Below are 20,257 nucleotides of genomic sequence, written 5' to 3'. Positions count from 1 at the left end.
GTGCCGTGAGGAATTTCTTAATGAAGCGCATAACTCAGGATATATCATGTATATGACCTAACTTTATTATTATGGCTGGCATAATTTATTTCTTCTGCCAAAGAAATAATCACCACCAGGCCATCAACAAAAATTTCCTATTTTAAAATCCGCAAAGAGAAGTAATAGCGGATGTCACGCATTCACCCGTCATTTACTGACCACGGTCAGTAAAGCGAATTTCTTTCACAACGCCTACGCAGAATAGCAACCCTGCGTCAGACAAGAATAAATATAACAATAACTTACCTTAACGCTGCACATACATTCAGAGGCAGCGGAATAGATAAAATCAGCAGCGATAAGGTCACTCATCGCTTTATCCGGAATGGTGTAATAACAACATGAGGTGCCCCTGATGAAAGGCGAAGCCATTAAACAACGCGTAAGAGATAACCTCAAATCGCTGAAAAGAACGATGCGTAACCTGCATAAGAAATGGAAATATCGCAATAATTTCACTTCGCAAGTACTTTGGATTTCATTGGGTGAGAATTGTCTTCCCGATGATATTCTTCGCCGACATAACCGAAAATCCTTCAGTTCCGTTTTTTCATCGGGGCGCTCGAATATTGAATATATTCTGCAAATGGAAAAAGACGACTATCGCCATTTGCTGGAAAAAGAGCATTTACAACATTTCCCGGATGGCGAGCATGCCGTTGTGCGTTCAACGTTTTACGAAAAATGTACAGGGCAATACAGCGAAAGGCATATGCTGGGTTTTGAATTCACCCATCATGACCCGCTAAGAATTAAAGAAGACAGCCGCGCCTTTCAACGCCGTATTTCCCGCCAGCTACAATACCGGGGCAAAAAAGATTTTGTGTTTCTTTATCATCACCGTATCACCGAGCATTCCGATCTCTGCCTTTTACGGGAACATCTCAATGAATTCCTGTCGTTGTATAACGCGCAAGGTTGCGACTGTAAGATCGTGCTTTTCTATCAACACATTATTGCGGCAAATAGCGCCAAACGTATCGACTTCACGCCGCATGAAAACGGTTTGCTTGAATTTGTATGCCATACCCATGAGATATGGGGCGGGGATGATTTAGATACATTCTGGGCGAAAAAAGACGATGCGCTTTTCGCCGAGATGTTCGGGATAGTGGACCAATACAATCTCAGTCAGCGACACACGCTCCCCGAGAGCGCCCTCGTCTCCACCGGCTCAGGCGTGCCGCTGTAACAAAAGAAACGTTAGCGATTAAACGGCGAGAAAAAAGCCCGGACAGGGCTTTTTTATTCATCGCAGCGCGGACTCAGGCCGAGGGTTCCGCCGCTAAGGCCTGTGCGCAGGCCCAGGCGCTCGACCACGCCCACTGGAAGTTGTATCCGCCAAGCCAGCCGGTGACATCCATCACTTCACCAATGAAATACAGGCCCGGCACATTGCGGGCTTCCATGGTGCGCGACGACAATTCATGGGTATCGACGCCGCCGAGCGTCACTTCTGCGGTGCGATAACCTTCGGTGCCATTCGGCTGCACACGCCAGTTCGTCAGCCGCGCAACCAGATTCTCCTGCTCGCGGCTATTGAGCTGCTTCAATGTGACATCCGGGATCTGCTCAAGCTGTTGCAGACACTCCACCAGCCGTTTTGGCAACTGCATCGCCAGCGTATTTTTCAGGCTCTGATTCGGGTGCGCATCGCGCTGCTGAGTGAGGAAGCCGTCCAGATCGACATCGGGCAGCAAGTTGATGCTGACAAATTCACCCGGCTGCCAGTAGCTGGAAATTTGCAAAATGGCCGGGCCGGATAATCCCCGATGGGTAAACAGCAAGTTTTCGCGAAAAACCGTGCCATCCTCGGCGGTAACTACCGATGGCACCGAGACGCCGGAAAGCGTCTGCATCTGCTCCAGTAGCGGTTTATGCAGGGTAAACGGCACTAATCCGGCACGCGTTGGCAGCACCTTTAAACCGAACTGCTCGGCGATTTTATAACCAAACGGCGAAGCGCCCAGCCCCGGCATCGACAAACCGCCGGAAGCAATGACCAGATTTTTCGCCTGCACGCTTTCGCCGTTGAGTTGCAAGGTGTAACCATCGTCGTTGCGCTCAACGCTCAGCACTTCCGTGCGCAGACGCAGGATGACGTTCCCTTTTTCGCACTCGGCCACCAGCAGATCGACAATTTGTTGCGCTAAATCATCGCAAAAAAGCTGCCCCAGCGTCTTTTCATGCCAGGCGATACCGTATTTACCAACCAGATCGATAAAGTCCCACTGGGTGTAGCGCGCCAGCGCAGATTTGCAAAAATGCGGGTTTTGGCTCAAATATGCCGCAGGCTCGACATAAAGGTTAGTAAAGTTGCAGCGTCCGCCGCCGGACATCAAAATTTTGCGGCCGGGTTTTTTGCCATTATCCAGCAATAACACCCGACGACCCGCCTGCCCGGCCAGCGCCGCGCAGAACATGCCCGCCGCACCGGCGCCGATAATAATGGCATCAAACTTTTCCACAACTTCACCCTCATTGATAAATCGTGGCGGATTGTAAAGAGTTCACGCTGGTCGCACCAGCGTGAATACGCGCGAATGGTAACAGGGCATTGAAAAATATAAATTAATTTTAAAATGTCAGTTTAATTTAAGAAATAATGTCAAAAAAAATCCATAATTCACTTTGCCGACGCTGCCAATGTCCCTGATAATGCGCCGCGTTCATGTCCTCAAAATGGCTTAACGACCTATGGTACATTTGTTTGCCGGCCTGGATCTTCATACCGGGCTGTTACTCTTGCTTGCTCTGGTTTTTGTTCTGTTCTATGAAGCCATCAACGGCTTCCATGACACAGCCAACGCCGTAGCAACCGTCATTTATACACGCGCTATGCGTTCTCAGCTGGCGGTCGTGATGGCAGCGGTGTTTAACTTCTTCGGCGTCTTGCTGGGTGGGTTGAGCGTCGCGTATGCGATCGTGCATATGTTGCCCACCGATCTGCTGCTGAATGTCAGCTCTGCGCATGGTCTGGCGATGGTCTTTTCCATGCTGCTGGCCGCTATTATCTGGAACCTTGGCACCTGGTATCTGGGCCTGCCTGCTTCCAGCTCCCACACCCTGATTGGCGCGATTATCGGTATTGGTTTAACCAATGCGTTGATGACCGGCACCTCTGTGGTGGACGCGTTAAACATCCCGAAAGTGCTGAATATCTTCGCTTCGCTGATCGTTTCACCGATCGTGGGCCTGGTCTTCGCTGGCGGTTTGGTGTTTATCCTGCGTCGTTACTGGAGCAACACGAAAAAACGTGCGCGCATCCATATGACCCCTGCTGAACGCGAGAAAATCGACGGCAAGAAAAAGCCGCCGTTCTGGACGCGTATCGCGCTGATCCTCTCCGCGATTGGCGTGAGTTTCTCGCATGGCGCGAACGACGGTCAGAAAGGTATCGGCTTAATTATGCTGGTGCTGATTGGCGTTGCGCCTGCGGGCTTCGTGGTCAATATGAATGCCTCTGGTTACGACATCACCCGTACGCGTGATGCCGTCAACAACGTGGAAACGTACTTCCAGCAACATCCGGCGCTGCTGCAAAAAGTGACCGGTGTCGATCCGCTTATCCCAACGCCGGAAGAAGTGGCCACCCAACCGGGTGAGTTCCACTGCCATCCGGGCCGCGCCATTATGGCGCTGGATCGCGCGAAAACGATGCTGACCAACGTTGAAAGCTACGACAAACTGCCGGTGGAACAACGCAGCCAGCTGCGTCGCATTATGCTCTGCCTGTCTGATATCACCGACCAGGTGGCCAAGCAGCCGGAAGTCAGCGCTGACGATCAGCGTCTGCTGAAGAAGCTGAAAGGCGATATGCTGAGCACCATCGAGTACGCGCCAATCTGGATAATCATGGCCGTCGCGCTGGCGTTAGGCCTGGGTACGATGATCGGCTGGCGTCGCGTGGCGACAACCATCGGTGAGAAGATCGGTAAGAAAGGCATGACGTATGCGCAGGGCATGTCCGCGCAGATGACAGCCGCTGTTTCTATCGGTCTGGCGAGTTACACCGGGATGCCGGTTTCCACTACGCACGTGCTGTCGTCTTCCGTTGCCGGGACGATGATCGTTGACGGCGGTGGCCTGCAGCGTAAAACCGTGACCAATATTCTGATGGCGTGGGTCTTCACCCTGCCAGCATCGATTATTCTGTCCGGCGTGCTGTACTGGCTGGCGCTGCATCTGATTTAACGCGCTTCACGCACGACAAAAAACGGGCCCGCTTGCTGGCCCGTTTTTTTATGGTTTCAATTTAGTGCCAAATCAGCAACGCAATCAGGCTCACCACCACCAGACCGCAGAGTGAACTGGTTAAAATGAACAGACGGCGCACACGCTCGCAGCGGCGAATAAATTCATCGTCATGATGATCGCGATAGCGCTGGGCGTAGATGTACCACACCAGCCGCATCTGTTTGCTCGGTTGACCGTGGGAAGTGAAAAAGCCGCCACCGTCCACGTATTGATAAAGTAGAGGGTCGCATCCGCGAAGTACTACTAACAGCGCGCGCAGCGATGAGTAATAACGCGCCATGTTAATCACACATACGACACACAAAGCCCAAAACAGCGCAACAGTGCTGATTACCATATCCCCTCCCCGGCGACCGCCCACAGAGATTCGCTCCTGGACCCTCGCTCCCGGATACCCAACCAAGCCAAACAACGAAGAGTATTAATCGCCGTACGGGATGACAACACAGGCGGTGTCCCACAATTGACTTCGCTTCCATGCGCCAGACAACTGAGGGACACCGTCTGTTTTCCGTACGGTTTATTTATAGTGTAGGAGATCAGTTTATTTTTTTGCCACCAGCATCACCATCATCAATGCATCTGGCTGTAAATCTGGCTTAAGTGAATCGTGATCCAGGTTGATTGACGGTGCTAAAAGAGCGTTATAAGGTAGAAATATCTTCACAATGAGATCTTTAAGGCCGGGCGCTACGCTCACGTGAAACGCAGGATGCGGGCGCAGTGCAACAGCATCAGGGGGTATAACCCCGATGGTCATCGACAACTTATGGAAGGAGTAACACTATGGCTTACAAACATATCCTTATCGCAGTCGATCTCTCCCCCGAAAGCAAATTGCTGGTTGAGAAAGCGGTATCCATGGCGCGACCGTACAACGCGAAAATTTCCCTGATTCATGTCGATGTAAACTACTCCGATCTTTATACAGGCCTTATCGACGTTAACCTCGGCGATATGCAAAAACGTATCTCCGACGAAACGCATCAGGCGCTGACAGAGCTTTCCACCAACGCGGGTTACCCGATCACTGAAACCCTGAGCGGCAGCGGCGATCTGGGGCAAGTGCTGGTGGATGCGATTAAAAAATACGATATGGATCTGGTGGTATGCGGCCACCATCAGGACTTCTGGAGCAAACTGATGTCTTCCGCACGCCAGCTTATTAACACCGTGCACGTTGATATGCTGATTGTCCCGCTGCGGGATGAAGAAGAAGACTGATATTTCGCTAACGGCTTAACGTTAGGCTAAATACCGCCCGGCCCGCGCAATGCGGCCGGGCTTTTTATTGCTCACGGCAAACTCCACGTGCCTATCAACAGGCGTTGGCGCCGCGTTGTCGGGTTAAGCCCACAGATGTGGCAGGTTTTTGGTACACCCTTACAGAGCGCAATCCATGCCGCCGTCTGTTTACTCTCCCGAACCGGGGTAGATATCGAAGCGATGGCTCTTCGTGACGACCGCCGATTGGGTCGCGATCCCCGCCAGCGGCGGCGCGTAATCCGGACGTTTAACCACCACGCGTTTGATGGCGAGCTGGCGCGCGGGCTCCAGTAAACCATCGGCATCCAGATCCGGGCCAACCAACGACTGAAACACCCGCATCTCCTTTTTCACCAGCGCGCTTTTTTGCTTATGCGGGAACATCGGGTCGAGGTAAACCACTTGCGGGCGCGGCGTAATATCCGCCAACCCCGTCAGACTGGAGGCGTGAATCAACTGCAACCGTTCACGCAACCACGGGCCAATCTCCGCATCGGCATAGCCGCGATTGAGACCATCCTCCAGCAACGCGGCGACAACCGGATTGCGCTCCAGCATCCGCACCCGGCAACCCACCGACGCGAGCACAAATGCATCGCGTCCCAGCCCGGCGGTCGCATCCACCACCTCCGGCAGATAACTGCCTTTGATGCCGACCGCTTTCGCCACCGCTTCACCGCGCCCGCCGCCAAATTTGCGCCGGTGCGCCATGCCGCCTGCCACGAAATCGACAAAAATCCCGCCGAGCTTCGGTTCGTCGCGCTTACGTAGCTCCAGATGCGTCGGCGTGAGCACCAGCGCCATCAGGTTGTCATTGTCCTGCTCCAGCCCAAAGCGGGCCGCAAGAACAGATAAGGCGCCGTCTCCGGCGCCTGTTTCATCCAGCAAACAAATTTTCAATGCGTTAGCCTTCGATACCGTAATGCTCAAGCATCGCGTCAATCTGCGGCTCGCGGCCACGGAAGCGTTTGAACAGATCCATGGGTTCTTCCGAACCGCCACGGGTGAGGATATTATCGAGGAACGACTGCCCGGTCTCGCGGTTGAAAATGCCCTCTTCTTCGAAGCGGGAGAACGCATCCGCCGCCAGCACATCGGCCCACAGGTAGCTGTAATAACCTGCCGCGTAACCGCCAGCGAAAATATGGCTGAACGCATGCGGGAAGCGCCCCCACGACGGTCCCGGCACTACCGCGACCTGGCGTTTGATTTCTGCCAGTGTTTCAAGGATTTTCGCTCCTTGTTCCGGGCTGAACTCAGCATGCAGACGGAAGTCGAACAGGCCGAACTCCAGCTGGCGCAGAATAAACATCGCCGCCTGGTAGTTCTTCGCTGCCAGCATTTTATCCAGCAGCTCCTGCGGCAGCGGTTCGCCGGTTTCATAATGACCGGAGATAAACGCCAGCGCTTCCGGCTCCCAGCACCAGTTTTCCATAAACTGGCTCGGCAGCTCGACCGCATCCCACGGCACACCGCTGATACCCGCCACGCCGGCGGTTTCAATACGCGTCAGCATATGATGCAAGCCATGCCCAAATTCATGGAACAGGGTAATCACTTCATCATGGGTAAACAGCGCCGGTTTGCCGTTGACCGGGCGGTTAAAGTTACAGGTGAGATAAGCCACCGGTTTTTGCAGCGAACCATCGGCTCTGCGCAACTGCCCCACGCAGTCGTCCATCCAGGCGCCGCCGCGTTTGTTCTCACGCGCATAGAGATCAAGGTAGAAGCTGCCGCGCAGCTCGTTGCTCTCGTCATACAGTTCGAAGAAGCGCACATCTGGATGCCAGACGTCGATATCTTTACGCTCTTTCGCGGTGATGCCATAAATGCGTTTTACCACTTCAAACAGGCCGTTTACCGCGCGCTCTTCCGGGAAGTACGGGCGCAGCTGTTCATCACTGATGCTGTAAAGATGCTGTTTCTGTTTTTCGCTGTAGTAGCCAATATCCCACGGTTGCAGCTCATCCACGCCGAACTCGGCTTTGGCGAAAGCGCGCAGCTGCGCCAGCTCTTTTTCGCCCTGCGGACGCGCACGTTTGGCGAGATCGGTTAAAAACTCCAGCACCTGCGACGGGTTTTCCGCCATTTTGGTAGCCAGTGATTTAAAGGCGTAGCTTTCAAAGCCCAGCAGTTGCGCCAGCTCGTGACGCAGCGCGAGGATTTCCGCCATCACCGGGCTGTTGTCCCATTTCCCGGCGTTCGGCCCCTGATCGGAGGCGCGGGTACTGTAAGCGCGATACATCTCTTCACGCAGCGCCTGGTTATCGCAGTAAGTCATCACCGGCAGATAGCTCGGGATATCCAGCGTCAGCAGCCAGCCTTCTTGCTCTTTGGCTTCCGCCTGTGCTTTCGCCGCCGCCAGCGCGCTTTCCGGCATACCGGCCAGCTCTGCTTCATCAGTGATGAGCTTGCTCCAGCCCATGGTGGCGTCCAGCACGTTGTTGCTGTAGATGTTGCCAAGTTCAGAGAGACGCGCGGCGATTTCGCCGTAACGTTTCTGTTTCTCTTTCGGCAAGCCGATGCCCGACAATTTGAAATCACGCAGGGCGTTATCTACCGATTTCTTCTCAGCCACACTCAGCGAAGCGTAATGCTCCCCATCGCGCAGATCGCGGTAGGCGTTGTATAACCCTTCGTTCTGCCCTACCCAGGTGCTGTATTCAGAGAGCAGCGGCAGCGTTTGTTCGTAAGCCTCGCGAAGTTCCGGGCTGTTTTTCACCGAATTGAGATGGCTGACCGGCGAAAACAGGCGACCAAGACGGTCATCCACTTCCGCCAGCGGCTGGCAAAGATTCGCCCAGGTATACGGGCCGCCCTGCGCGACAACGCTTTCCACCGCGTTCCGGCAATCTTCCAGCGCTTTGGTCACGGCGGGAACAACATGCTCAGGAAGAATTTGAGAAAACGGCGGTAGCACGAAAGGCGTCAATAAAGGGTTGGTCATATGCGCAGTCCTTGGAATGAGGTGAATAAAGCGCTTAGGCGCTTGGCAATGTTTTCTAGCATGGGGTTAAGTGTAGGAGATTTCAATCCCGGAGGTTGCTGCTTGCACACGCGTTGCTCATGCCAGAGACGCACACTTTTATCGGAGAAGTGTCTGCGGAAATTTGTCGCATTTATCGAAACGGAATGGCTGCTTTTTTTGCAGCCATTCCGACAGCAAAACTAATGAGCCAGCGAAGTCGCCCGGGAGCGGAAGACGTTCCTTGCACGGTTGAATATTCCTGAAATCCACCCTCTAAAGCGCGCCCATCTACCGGGAGACGTCCCAGCAAAAACACGCGGTGTTTCAGGTGCAGTCGCCCTCCGGTTTGTCACCGGCGCGGGTGCCCGTGCTACGGCTGGAGTTGGGTTCTGTTGTGCTTCCCATCTCATTAACTCATTGACCCACGGCATGTGGCTACGCTGGCTTTTTGTCGGCTCCCACAGTCCATGTTCATTAAGATAGTCAATGACGCTCTGCTGCTTGTTCTCTTCCCGGCGTAACCGGCTGGCCGCCTCGCCATATTCCTCTGGTGAGGTTAAGTGTACGAGCCGCGTATTCGCGGGCGCTGACGATTTCGTTGATGTTGAAAAGGTGAAATGACTTAACCCTTCGTCGCCCACTATGGTTCTGAATAGCTCGGCTGCGTTGATATCTCCCGAAGGTTGATAATGTCCGGATTCATTATCTATTCGATAAAACAAATTGCCTTGTTGATCCCTTTTGGGCATCAATATCCCCGCATACAAAGGGTTACCCATACCGGGTTTAACGCCAATATGTTGCTGGAAAGTACTCACAAAAAGACGATTAGCTCCTGATGGATCCTGAAACACCGTGAACGCCGTGGGTGAATCAGTGGCGCTTTCCCATTGAGATGTTTCACCTTCCAGGACTTTCCCTCCTCGTGTATAAACTGCCGGTGTCGTTTCTAAGCGGCTTGTTTCTGGGTTCCATTTCAGCTCTTCAAACCAGGCATTGGTCGGATCTTTTGAAAGCGGGTTAAGTACATCAACAATAAGGATTTCTGCTGGTAAGCTAATTCTGCCGTCTGAATCGATGAGCGATATCGGGTTGTTGCGAACCATCCTGAACAGGTTCAGCCCGTCCACCGCTCCCGAAGGATCCGCTGAGAGCCACCGCCCCGCCCACGGCTGATAATAGCGGTAGCCGTAGTAATACAGCCCGGTGGCGTCCTGCTCCTTGCCGGAATAACGAATGGTCTTGTAATCCGCCTCCAGCTGACTGCGCGCGGCAAACAGCGCCGTACCGCCGAACGGGTAATACTCCTCCTGGCTGATAAGCTCACCGCTGCTGTCCACTTCCAGACTGCTGCTGCCGGTGAGGTTGTCGTAGCTGTAGCGAATCTGGTCATTACTGATGCCGCCAGGCTGCCCGCTTTCCCAGTGCAGAACGCGTACCTGCGCGCGTCCGGCCACGCCGACGGTTACCACCTGTAATTCTTCGGCTGCGCTGCTGCGCAGCTCCAGACCCGGCAGGTAAACCACCCGTCTGGTCTGCATGCTGTTGCCGGTCAGCTGCGAGGTCATTTTCACGATGCGCTGGCTGGCGGCGTCGTAACGGTAACGTTCGCGGTCGTCCGCTGCACCACTGCGGGTGACGGGCGTGACCTGCTGCAGCTCCTGACGCTCCGTCCACAGCAGGCTCTGCCCCGGTAAAAGCTGTTTCTGCTGACCACCGGCAGTGAACAGCGCGTCGACATCGGCCGGATTTTCGGTGAGTGTGCTGATTACTGCGCGGTTACTGCGGTCGGATACGGTCATGTTCACGGTGTAGTTGTTGCCGGACGCCGGTGCGCTGTGCTGAATTTTCGTCAGATTACCGGCATTATCGTAGGTGTATGTGCGGGTGTAGTTTGTGTACGTGGCGTCATCAAAAGAGGAATACGCCGGAAGGTTGCTGTTCTGCTGTACCGCGCTGACCATTTCGCGTCCGGTGGCGCTGACCAGCTGGTACAGGCTGTCGTAGGCGTAGTGGTTTTCGGGAACCACTTCCTGATTGCGCCAGAAACGCGTTTCCTCGGCATCATTAGTAATCACCAGCACATTGCCCACCGGGTCGTATTCATAGCGCAGGTCCTGCAGCACTTTTGCCGGTGTCATACGTTCCGTTTTAATGCCAACCAGCCGCTGGGTTTCCGCTTCATACGAATATGTGGTCACCACGCCGTTGCCGTGCTCCTCGCGCAGTTTCTGCCCGGCGGCGGACCAGGTCAGGGATTTCACGATAATCTGCTCGGAACCGCCATTCACCGTCAGCCAGCTTCCCTTCAGCAGCCCCGCCACATCATAGGCCACGCGCTGCATATTGCCTTTCGCATCAAGCGTGGTCAGGACATTCCCGGCGGCGTCCACTGTACTCAGCGTGGTGTAAGTTTCGCCCGCCAGCAGGTCGTTCCACGCGGAAGCATCCGCACCCTGCCAGTCTGCGTCGGTATCGTCCGGCAACAGCTGGCGGGTGACGGCAAGCGGTACACCGTTCAGGGAAATGCTGGTCGTGGAAAGCAGACCCGCCGGGTCGTAGTGGCTGAGCAGTTGACCGGCAAGATTGTGGCTCTGTTCATCCACTGAAGCGCCGCCCCAGACAAACCGTTCGCTGATTTTCCCCTGCTCAGTGATGCACAGCAGCCGCCCCGGCAGAGAATTCTCCTCGTACTGATAAGTACGTTTGATGGCCTGACTGCGATCATTTTCAGAATTTACATTGAGAATATTTAAAAAAGGCCGATCGCCTGAATCGTTCAGGGTGATAGTTGTGCCCGCATCTGCGCTTTGCGTTCGCAACGCGGTGCCATTGAGATCATGAATAGAGTTAATGTTGGATAAACCAGCCGTATGCAGACGCGGATCGCTGCTTTGGGCGAGAAAACCGTGCATATCATACTGATGAAAGGTGATGCGTTCGTCGGTGGCATCCGGTGCATCCGGGTGACGATAATAAGTAATATTTCGTACCGTCTGACCACGATTACCAAACACCGCGACTGAGGGCGTAGCGGTAAATAGCGTCATACTATCCTCTCTTTACGTTTCGTTAGGTGATATAACCACACTCAGTATAGTGAATTGGGTTCGTTAGAGTGGATCAACGTCATGCCGCATTAATCCCTCGTTGTAAGGGGTTCATACAGTAATCTGCGCTAATCTGCGGTAAACTGTGCGAAATCTCGTTTATTTTCCGGAATCTCAGTACCCATGCTCAGTTATCGCCACAGCTTTCACGCAGGCAACCATGCCGACGTCCTTAAACACACCGTTCAGAGCCTGATCATCGAAGCGCTGAAAGAAAAAGAGAAACCGTTTCTCTATCTCGACACCCACGCGGGTGCCGGGCGCTATCAGCTTTCCGGTGAACATGCAGAACGCACTGGCGAATATCTGGAAGGCATTGCCCGTATCTGGCAGCAGGATGATTTACCGGCTGAGCTGGAGCCGTATATGAACGTGGTGCGCCATTTCAACCGTAGCGGGCAGTTACGTTATTACCCCGGTTCACCGCTGATCGCCCGTGAACTGCTGCGTGAGCAGGACAGCCTGCAACTGACTGAACTGCACCCGAGCGACTACCCGCTGCTGCGCCAGGAGTTCCAGAAAGATAGCCGTACCCGCGTTGATCGCGCCGACGGTTTTCTGCAGTTAAAAGCCAAGCTGCCGCCGGTTTCGCGTCGCGGTCTGATCCTTATCGACCCGCCCTACGAAATGAAAACCGACTACCAGGCGGTAGTCAGCGGCATCAGCGAAGGTCACAAACGCTTTGCGACCGGTGTTTATGCGCTGTGGTATCCGGTGGTGATGCGCCAGCAAATCAAACGCATGCTGCGCGATCTGGAAGCCACCGGCATTCGTAACATTCTGCAAATCGAACTGGCCGTGCGCCCGGACAGCGACCAGCGTGGCATGACCGCTTCCGGCATGATTGTGATTAACCCGCCGTGGAAACTCGAAGCGCAGATGAACAATGTGCTGCCGTGGCTGCACAGCAAACTGGTGCCAGCCGGCACCGGGCATACGCTGATTCACCAGGTGGTGCCGGAGTAATCGCAGCCATTGGTGGAACCTTTTCGGCTGCGCGCTACAATCGCGAATATTTTCGACTTCGTTCAGGATTAAGGAAACAACCATGAGCAAACATTACGACTACATCGCTATTGGCGGCGGCAGCGGCGGTATCGCATCGATTAACCGTGCAGCTATGTACGGTCAAAAATGCGCGCTGATCGAAGCAAAGGAACTTGGCGGCACCTGCGTGAACGTCGGTTGTGTGCCGAAAAAAGTGATGTGGCATGCGGCGCAGATTTCTGAAGCGATTCATCTGTACGGCCCGGATTACGGTTTCGACACCACAGTGAATCATTTCGACTGGAGCAAACTGGTCGCCAGCCGTAGCGCCTACATCGACCGCATTCATACTTCGTACGATAACGTGCTCGGTAAAAACAATGTCGATGTGATCCGCGGTTTCGCGCGCTTTGTCGATGCCAAAACCGTGGAAGTGAACGGCGAAACGATCACTGCCGATCATATCCTGATCGCCACCGGCGGTCGTCCAAGCCACCCGAACATTCCGGGCGTGGAATACGGCATTGATTCTGACGGTTTCTTCGCCCTGCCCGCGCTGCCAAAACGCGTCGCGGTGGTTGGCGCAGGTTATATCGCCGTGGAACTGGCGGGTGTGATCAACGGCCTGGGTGCCGAAACGCACCTGTTTGTGCGTAAACATGCGCCGCTGCGCAGCTTTGATCCGCTCATCACCGAAACGCTGGTGGAAGTGATGGCGGCAGAAGGCCCGACGCTGCACACCCACGCGGTGCCGAAAGAGGTGGTGAAAAACGCTGACGGCAGCCTGACGCTGACGCTGGAAGATGGTCGTTCACAAACCGTGGACAGCCTGATTTGGGCGATTGGCCGCGAACCGGCAACCGATAATTTCAACCTGGCGGTCACTGGCGTGAAAACCAACGACAAAGGGTATATCGAAGTCGATAAATTCCAGAACACCAGCGTACCGGGCATTTACGCGGTCGGTGATAACACCGGCGCGGTGGAACTAACACCGGTTGCCGTGGCTGCCGGTCGTCGTCTCTCTGAACGCCTGTTTAACAACAAGCCGGATGAGCATCTGGACTACAGCAACATTCCGACCGTGGTGTTCAGCCATCCGCCGATTGGCACCGTTGGCCTGACCGAACCGCAGGCGCGCGAGCAGTACGGCGATGACCAGGTGAAAATCTACAAATCATCCTTCACCGCGATGTATACCGCCGTCACCACTCACCGCCAGCCGTGCCGTATGAAGCTGGTGTGCGTTGGTCCGGAGGAGAAAATTGTCGGCATTCACGGTATCGGATCCGGCATGGACGAAATGCTGCAAGGCTTCGCGGTGGCGCTGAAAATGGGCGCAACCAAAAAAGACTTCGACAATACGGTGGCAATCCACCCGACAGCCGCAGAAGAATTCGTCACCATGCGTTAAGCAGCGGCTGCACGTTTTTACGGTGTGTTAAACACGAAGAGAAGCCCCCGGCGGGCTTCTCTTTTTTACCGTCTTACCGGCGCGATTTTCTAAAAAAATAGCAACATTATTCAGCAGTAAAAAAGGAGTCACTATTGGGCTGGGAAATGCATATCACCCGGGCGGAATGTTGGGCGGAAAGCGAAACGCAGCCGATCGGCAGCGAAGAGTGGGTAGCGCTGATTAACAGCGATGACGAACTCGCCTTTGATCGGCGAAATGGCGAATTTTACGCCATCTGGAAAGGGCAAGAAACCTGCTGGCTGGAGTGGCGTGATGGCGAAATCTACAGCAAATCACCCACGCAGCCGCTCTACGAGAAAATGCTGGAGATTGCCACAGCCCTGAATGCGCACCTGCGCGATGATGATGATCGCCCTTATCTGCTGCCGGGGGATTTGCTCAACCCTTCGTGGGCACGCTCTGCAACCAAAACGTCATTGTGGCAAAAGATCATCCTTTTTTTTAAGAAGTGAGCATGGCGCGCTGAAGTTAAAAACTTTTTCGCCGCAGCAAATGGCTGGCCACTCCCCAGCGCACCACCTGGCAGGTGTCGTGGTCGATCTCCAGCAACGAATAACTGGCATTGGGATGGTGGTAACGCGCCACATTTCCGAGGGAATTTTCCAGCAATTGCGCTATCGCCGCCTGCATAATTTGCCCGTGCGACACCAGCGCTACCGTGTCATGCGAGCAGAGATCCGGCAAGCGGTGTAAAAAGTCGAGCAACCGCTGCGCGGCCTGCCCCAGCGATTCACCCTGTGGCGGTTGAAAAGTCTCATCATCACCGAAACGGGGATATTCCCGGCGAATATCGCTCAGCAGTCGACCATCAAACTCACCGAAATCCCGCTCCTGTAACGCCTCGTCGAGGCAGATATCACAGTGATATTGCTCAGCAATCAGCAAAGCCATCTGCTGCGCCCTGCCGAGCGTCGATGAGAAAACAGCGCCAGGGTGAATCCCCGCCTCCCGCAGCCCGCGAAGCAAAGCGTGGCCCTCTTCGCGACCGCGCGGTGTTAGCGGGCTATCGAGCCGGCCTTGAATGATACCCGCCCGGTTCCACTCGGTTTGCGGATGGCGAATCAATAGCGCTTTCATATCCCGGTATATCCATCCGAAAGTTATAAGAGAATCATACCCATTCGAGTGAGGCTCTTATAAAAAAGTAATGAAGCCGCATTTTACACACGGAACAATCAACTTTGCTGAAGTAGTTTTTATCCTGCTTTATGCCTGCCAGTGAAATACCGTACCAAAGCGAAGCAACGGTCTCTTTTAAAACTCATTGTTATCGACCTCGATTACTGTTGCGTGCCCCTCTTTTATCTCAAAAGCGGTATCAAAACGGCGGGTATTAAATTCAGTAGTTTTTGCTTTTTCTTTCGATTCCAGCGTGAAACTCGCCACAAACTGCCCTTTAGCGGGAAATTTATAAACACCAGGCGGAATGCACATTTCACCGTTATTAACAGATAAGCGAGGATGTTGCTGATACCAACGCTCTTTATGAGGAGTGTGGCGCGGTGCAATGCTGATAAATACTGGCTGATAATCTTCAGCAGAGAGGATCCCAAAACAAATTTGCTCACTCTTCATTTCAACAGAGGTGGTCTCCGCTGGCTTATATCGCTGGTCCAGCCGGTCCCCCATTGGGCAACCGCTAAGCAGAGGTAGACACAAGAAAGGAATATATTTAGCGCATATTTTCATTTTCATAATCCATTTGGGAAATTACGTAACGCGACTTTATAAAGAGCTTTCAAATCAGCCTCATGCTGCACTATATTTCTTGAGGTGACCGTCTTTGACGTTTTAAGCTCTATCCAATTACCTAATCCATATGTTTCGAGAACAAAATTATCAGCCACTATCTGTGCCTGCTGTTCAAGCGGATATTGTGCGAGTCTTCGCCCATCTAAGCGATAGCCGTAATCGGCATTCCAGCTGAAAAGACCTCTGAGTCTGACCTGCATACCACGTTCTCGTTGCCAAACGTGTGTCATTTCATGAATAAAAAGATGCTGTAAATCTATTTTCTCTCGTGAAAAATCATCTCTGAACCAATCCCGAAAATACAATTCCCCATTAGGTGACATAGAGAATTCTCTTTTTTGCAGTCCCAACGGGAAATAGCTATCGTGGTGGATCCAAACAGTGTGGTAAGGAATTGAATTTCCGAAAACTGATTTAGCAAGGCACAACTCACCTAATGTCAATAACCTTATCGAACCTTCATTATCTGCCACATCTTCCTCCCTGGATTTAATCCCTATAATTATCAACCAATAAATATTTCATCTACCATCTTATCATTTTCTATAGTCACCAATGAAACAACTCACTGGCATCAATATCGCCGCCACCCATTCATTAAGAATATTCTTATGACAAATAAAACCAAGAACTCAATATATGCAAACCTAATAATATCAACATGAACTGTTCAACCGCAGACAATAAAAATACATTTCTGCTCTTTTTAGGGGAGCATTCAAGCAATACGATTTATGTAAAATCATTTTCCCGCTAAATCCTCGCCGCCTTCAGTTCGTTAATCAGCCACTGCACTGCGGGCTGGTAGTCGAACAACCGGTGTGTCAGCAGCAGCAAATCATACGATGGCGCGCCTTCCGGCAACTGCATAATGCGCAGCGGCAACATGGTTGCCAGCTCCCTGGCAATGCGAAACGGCACACACATTAAATAGCCGGTCGCCACCGCCACGCGCCCGCCAACGGCGTAACTTTGCACCACCGTCGCCAGCGGCCGGTAGAGGTGCTGTTCGAGCAGCCAACTGTCAATATGATCCGCGCCGGAGCTGACCGCCGGTAAATGGATTTGCGCTTCACTGACCAGATGTTTCATGGTGAGCTGTTCCGGCAAATCGGTACGTTCGACCGAGGCGATAGCGACAAAGTGGTCGGAGATAAGTTTATGTTTATTAAAATAATGGGGAATGTGTTGTACGTTATCGACGCCGATAAACGCATCCAGTTGCCCCTGCTCCACCCGCTCAACCTTGATGGTTTCTGAAAGAATATCGACCGACAGCCGGACATTTGGCGCAATGGTTTTAAAGCGCGCGGTCAGCACCGGCATAAACATGAACTCGAAATAGTCCACCGCGCCAATATAAAACGTGTGTGCGTCGCGCAGCGGGTCGAAATGGCTTGGCCCGCGCGTGGCGGTATCCAGCTTGCTGAGCGCGCTCTCAATCACCGGGATCATCATCGCGGCGTAGGGCGTTGGCTCCATGCCATTGCGCGTGCGGATAAACATCTCATCGTTGAGCTGTTCACGCAGGCGATTCAGGGCATGGCTAAAGGCAGATTGTGACAGATTCGCTTTCAGCGCCGCGCGAGTCACGCTCTTCTCTTTCGCCAGAATCGGCACCAGCCGCAGCAAATTCAGGTCGATCACCACTATGCATCCTGTTCATGTTTTCATGATAACAATACATTTTATGCATAACGTATTTCGTTGCTATAGTTTGCAGCAAAATAAGTGCTGTCGATTTGCACTGCCTGAACCGAGAACAACGGGAGAGTTTTTTATGAGAAATGTAACCGTCGCCGCAACGCAAATGGCGTGTAGCTGGGATCTGGATAAGAACATTCAAAACGCTGAACGTCTGGTGCGTGAAGCGCACAGCAAAGGCGCGCAGGTGATCCTGATTCAGGAGCTGTTCGCCGCGCCTTACTTCTGTATCGATCAAAGCCCGGAACACTACGCGCTGGCGCAGGAAGTAGCGAATAGCCCCCTGATCAAGCACTTCTCCGCATTGGCTAAAGAGCTGGAAGTGGTGCTGCCGCTGAGCCTGTTTGAAAAGTGCAACAACGCCTATTACAACTCGCTGGTGATGATTGACGCCGATGGCAGCGTGCTCGACACCTACCGTAAAACCCATATTCCGAACGGCCCGGCGTACCAGGAAAAACAGTTCTTTATCCCTGGCGACACCGGTTTCAAAGTGTGGAACACCCGCTATGCGAAGATCGGCGTCGGCATCTGCTGGGATCAGTGGTTCCCGGAAACCGCGCGCGTTCTCGCCTTGCAGGGCGCGGAAATTATTTTCTACCCGACCGCGATCGGCTCTGAACCCGCTTATCCGGATATCGACAGCCAGCCGCACTGGACGCGCGTGCAGCAGGGCCACGCCGCCGCGAACGTCATTCCGGTGATTGCGTCTAACCGTATTGGCACCGAAACCAGCAAATACATCGAAGGCCTGGAAATGACCTTCTACGGCTCTTCCTTTATCGCCGATCAAACCGGTGCGCTGGTTGAACAGGCAAACAAAACCGACGAAGCGGTGCTGGTGCATACCTTCGATCTCGACGCCATTGCCGCGCAGCGCGCCGCATGGGGGCTGTTCCGCGATCGCCGCCCGAATATGTACAGCGCGATTGCCACCTCCGATGGCAGCGTAAGGAGCTAAGCGATGTCACAGCTAACCACGCCGACAAAAGATGGATTCGCCATGCCGGCGGAGTGGGCGCCGCATCAGGCGGTATGGATGATTTGGCCTTACCGCACCGATAACTGGCGTGCTGACGCCGCGCCGGCGCAGCAGGCGTTTGCCGCTGTCGCCAAAGCGATTTCACGCAACACGCCGGTGATCATGGGCGTGCCTGCCGCCGAAATGGCCAAAGCGCGCGCCACCATGCCTGCGGACGTGACGCTGGTGGAGATGGAAAGCGATGACGCCTGGATGCGCGACACCGGCCCGACAGTGGTAATAAATAACGCGGGTGAAAAACGTGGTATTAGCTGGACATTTAACGCTTGGGGAGGGCTGAATGGCGGTTTGTATGCAAGCTGGGATCGCGATCAGTTGGTGGCCGGGCAGGTTGCGGCTTATCACCAGATGCCGTGCTATCACACCGATTTGGTGCTGGAAGGCGGCTCCATTCACGTCGATGGCGAAGGCACGTTGCTGACCACCGCGGAATGTTTGCTGAACCCGAACCGCAACCCGCATCTGAGCAAAGCGCAGATCGAACAGCAACTGCGCGATTATTTGGGCGTGACGCAGATTATCTGGTTGCCGGAAGGCGTGTTCAATGACGAAACCGACGGTCATATCGACAACATGTGCTGTTTCGTCCGTCCTGGCGAAGTGGCCCTGCACTGGACAGATGACCAGAACGACCCGCAGTACGCGCGCTCCGTTGCCGCACTTGAGGTGCTGGAAAACACCAAAGATGCGCAAGGGCGCACGCTGAAAGTGTGGAAAGTGCCGTCTCCGCTGCCGCTGTTCGCCAGCGCCGAAGAGACCCGTGATGTCGAAAAAGGCACGGCGATTGAGCGCCACGAAGGCAACCGCCTGGCGGGTTCTTACGTTAACTATCTGGTCAGTAACCAGCAGATTATTTACCCGCTGCTGGATCCGGCCACCGATGGCGCAGCGCAGGCGCTGTTCGAAGAGATGTTCCCGGATTTCGTCATCACCGGCGTTCCGGCGCGTGAGATTTTGCTCGGCGGTGGCAACATCCACTGCATTACGCAGCAAATCCCGCGGTAATCCTTACCCCGGCGGCGTTCGTCGCCGGGTTTTACAACGTGCGTGACATACGAATGTACTGCACTTCTTGTTTATAAAACGGCTCGCCTTGCGCCATAAAGCCAAAGCGCGCGTAAAATGCCGCCGCCGACGTTCTGGCATCCAGTTGCACAAAATCAGCGCCGGCCCGGACTAACTTTTCCAGCACGCTCTGCAACAGAAAACGGCCATAACCTTGCTGCTGATGCGCTTGTAAGGTGGCGAATTTACGGATTTGACACCGCCGTTCATCAAGCATAAAAACCGATAAGCAACTGACAATTTTCCCGTCTTCAGCCACACCAAAATGCCAGGCGTCTTCATCGCCTTCTACGCGTGAAGCATTGCGGGCAAGATGCGGCCACAGTACCGTATGGCGGATATCGAGACATTGCTCTAACGTAATAGAGACGAGCTGCAAAGGCTTTTCCTCAGTCATTGCGGGGGTACGGACCGGCTACACCCCATGATTAGGTTCTGCGGGCGATTGTTCACAAATCGTTGCAAAACGAATGCTCCTAATTTCGCCGCGGCGTTAAATGAGCTTCAGTACGTTTTATACACTATTAATCAGTAGGTTGTGGGTTTTAGCGTTTATTTCTTACCACGCTAAAATGTGATCAACCGCA

19 protein-coding genes are annotated in these 20,257 nt (G+C 53.6%); 8 read left to right on the top strand and 11 right to left on the bottom strand.

The features are described 5' to 3' along the window. Window positions 1-397 precede the first annotated feature (397 nt). Window positions 398-1,234, top strand: a complete 837-nt coding sequence (locus DFO56_RS19035; protein ID WP_045507693.1) for a DUF1796 family putative cysteine peptidase — start codon at window positions 398-400, stop codon at window positions 1,232-1,234. 73 nt (window positions 1,235-1,307) lie between these two features. Here DFO56_RS19035 and DFO56_RS19030 read toward each other — a convergent pair whose 3' ends face one another. After that, window positions 1,308-2,510 (bottom strand): NAD(P)/FAD-dependent oxidoreductase, encoded by a 1,203-nt coding sequence (locus DFO56_RS19030; protein WP_045507690.1) that lies wholly within the window; start codon window positions 2,508-2,510, stop codon window positions 1,308-1,310. 229 nt (window positions 2,511-2,739) lie between these two features. Here DFO56_RS19030 and pitA point away from each other — a divergent pair, with 229 nt between their 5' ends. Beyond that, on the top strand, window positions 2,740-4,236 hold the full coding sequence (gene pitA, locus DFO56_RS19025; protein ID WP_045507687.1) for an inorganic phosphate transporter PitA: 1,497 nt from the start codon (window positions 2,740-2,742) through the stop codon (window positions 4,234-4,236). 61 nt (window positions 4,237-4,297) lie between these two features. On the opposite strand, the gene uspB is transcribed toward pitA, so the two are convergent. Then, window positions 4,298-4,636: a universal stress protein UspB gene (gene uspB, locus DFO56_RS19020; protein WP_020455637.1), complete on the bottom strand. Its 339-nt coding sequence runs from the start codon at window positions 4,634-4,636 to the stop codon at window positions 4,298-4,300. Between the two features lie 207 nt (window positions 4,637-4,843). Then, window positions 4,844-5,059, bottom strand: coding sequence for a hypothetical protein (locus DFO56_RS19015; protein WP_020455638.1), 216 nt, complete (start codon window positions 5,057-5,059; stop codon window positions 4,844-4,846). 26 nt (window positions 5,060-5,085) lie between these two features. Between DFO56_RS19015 and uspA the strand changes: the two genes are divergently transcribed. Further along, window positions 5,086-5,523 carry a universal stress protein UspA gene (gene uspA, locus DFO56_RS19010; RefSeq protein WP_007369617.1) on the top strand — a complete coding sequence of 146 codons (438 nt, stop codon included), beginning with the start codon at window positions 5,086-5,088 and terminating at the stop codon, window positions 5,521-5,523. A 189-nt stretch (window positions 5,524-5,712) separates the two neighbouring features. On the opposite strand, the gene rsmJ is transcribed toward uspA, so the two are convergent. The 3 genes from rsmJ to DFO56_RS18995 form a co-directional block, all read right to left on the bottom strand. After that, window positions 5,713-6,465, bottom strand: coding sequence for a 16S rRNA (guanine(1516)-N(2))-methyltransferase RsmJ (gene rsmJ / locus DFO56_RS19005; protein WP_020455639.1), 753 nt, complete (start codon window positions 6,463-6,465; stop codon window positions 5,713-5,715). A 4-nt stretch (window positions 6,466-6,469) separates the two neighbouring features. Beyond that, window positions 6,470-8,512 carry an oligopeptidase A gene (gene prlC / locus DFO56_RS19000; protein ID WP_045507684.1) on the bottom strand — a complete coding sequence of 681 codons (2,043 nt, stop codon included), beginning with the start codon at window positions 8,510-8,512 and terminating at the stop codon, window positions 6,470-6,472. A 221-nt stretch (window positions 8,513-8,733) separates the two neighbouring features. Then, entirely contained in the window at window positions 8,734-11,583 is a 2,850-nt protein-coding gene (locus DFO56_RS18995; protein ID WP_045507681.1) for an RHS repeat protein, read from the bottom strand. 183 nt (window positions 11,584-11,766) lie between these two features. Here DFO56_RS18995 and DFO56_RS18990 point away from each other — a divergent pair, with 183 nt between their 5' ends. From DFO56_RS18990 to DFO56_RS18980, 3 genes are all read left to right on the top strand, one after another. Next, window positions 11,767-12,609 (top strand): 23S rRNA (adenine(2030)-N(6))-methyltransferase RlmJ, encoded by an 843-nt coding sequence (locus DFO56_RS18990; RefSeq protein WP_020455642.1) that lies wholly within the window; start codon window positions 11,767-11,769, stop codon window positions 12,607-12,609. An 82-nt stretch (window positions 12,610-12,691) separates the two neighbouring features. Continuing rightward, entirely contained in the window at window positions 12,692-14,044 is a 1,353-nt protein-coding gene (gene gorA / locus DFO56_RS18985; protein WP_020455643.1) for a glutathione-disulfide reductase, read from the top strand. 134 nt (window positions 14,045-14,178) lie between these two features. After that, window positions 14,179-14,559 carry a hypothetical protein gene (locus tag DFO56_RS18980; protein WP_045507678.1) on the top strand — a complete coding sequence of 127 codons (381 nt, stop codon included), beginning with the start codon at window positions 14,179-14,181 and terminating at the stop codon, window positions 14,557-14,559. A gap of 16 nt (window positions 14,560-14,575) precedes the next feature. Here the strand turns inward: DFO56_RS18980 and DFO56_RS18975 are convergent, their stop codons facing one another. From DFO56_RS18975 to DFO56_RS18960, 4 genes are all read right to left on the bottom strand, one after another. Beyond that, on the bottom strand, window positions 14,576-15,184 hold the full coding sequence (locus DFO56_RS18975) for a histidine phosphatase family protein (protein WP_045507676.1): 609 nt from the start codon (window positions 15,182-15,184) through the stop codon (window positions 14,576-14,578). Between the two features lie 177 nt (window positions 15,185-15,361). Next, window positions 15,362-15,796: a putative T6SS immunity periplasmic lipoprotein gene (locus DFO56_RS18970; RefSeq protein WP_147271689.1), complete on the bottom strand. Its 435-nt coding sequence runs from the start codon at window positions 15,794-15,796 to the stop codon at window positions 15,362-15,364. A 2-nt stretch (window positions 15,797-15,798) separates the two neighbouring features. Continuing rightward, entirely contained in the window at window positions 15,799-16,332 is a 534-nt protein-coding gene (locus DFO56_RS18965; protein ID WP_072051618.1) for a type VI secretion protein, read from the bottom strand. 280 nt (window positions 16,333-16,612) lie between these two features. After that, entirely contained in the window at window positions 16,613-17,506 is an 894-nt protein-coding gene (locus DFO56_RS18960; protein WP_082071761.1) for a LysR family transcriptional regulator, read from the bottom strand. A 133-nt stretch (window positions 17,507-17,639) separates the two neighbouring features. On the opposite strand from DFO56_RS18960, the gene aguB reads away from it, so the two are divergent. Together aguB and aguA are read left to right on the top strand one after the other, a co-directional pair. After that, on the top strand, window positions 17,640-18,524 hold the full coding sequence (gene aguB / locus DFO56_RS18955) for an N-carbamoylputrescine amidase (protein WP_020455649.1): 885 nt from the start codon (window positions 17,640-17,642) through the stop codon (window positions 18,522-18,524). A 3-nt stretch (window positions 18,525-18,527) separates the two neighbouring features. After that, on the top strand, window positions 18,528-19,610 hold the full coding sequence (gene aguA, locus DFO56_RS18950; RefSeq protein WP_045507667.1) for an agmatine deiminase: 1,083 nt from the start codon (window positions 18,528-18,530) through the stop codon (window positions 19,608-19,610). Between the two features lie 31 nt (window positions 19,611-19,641). On the opposite strand, the gene DFO56_RS18945 is transcribed toward aguA, so the two are convergent. Further along, window positions 19,642-20,049 carry a GNAT family N-acetyltransferase gene (locus DFO56_RS18945; RefSeq protein ID WP_045507664.1) on the bottom strand — a complete coding sequence of 136 codons (408 nt, stop codon included), beginning with the start codon at window positions 20,047-20,049 and terminating at the stop codon, window positions 19,642-19,644. Window positions 20,050-20,257: the final 208 nt, after the last annotated feature.

This window comes from Kosakonia sp. AG348, from assembly GCF_003337365.1.
Classification (GTDB): Bacteria; Pseudomonadota; Gammaproteobacteria; order Enterobacterales; family Enterobacteriaceae; genus Kosakonia.
Note: the sequence above shows the minus strand (reverse complement) of the source record. Positions and strands in the feature narration are given on the sequence as shown.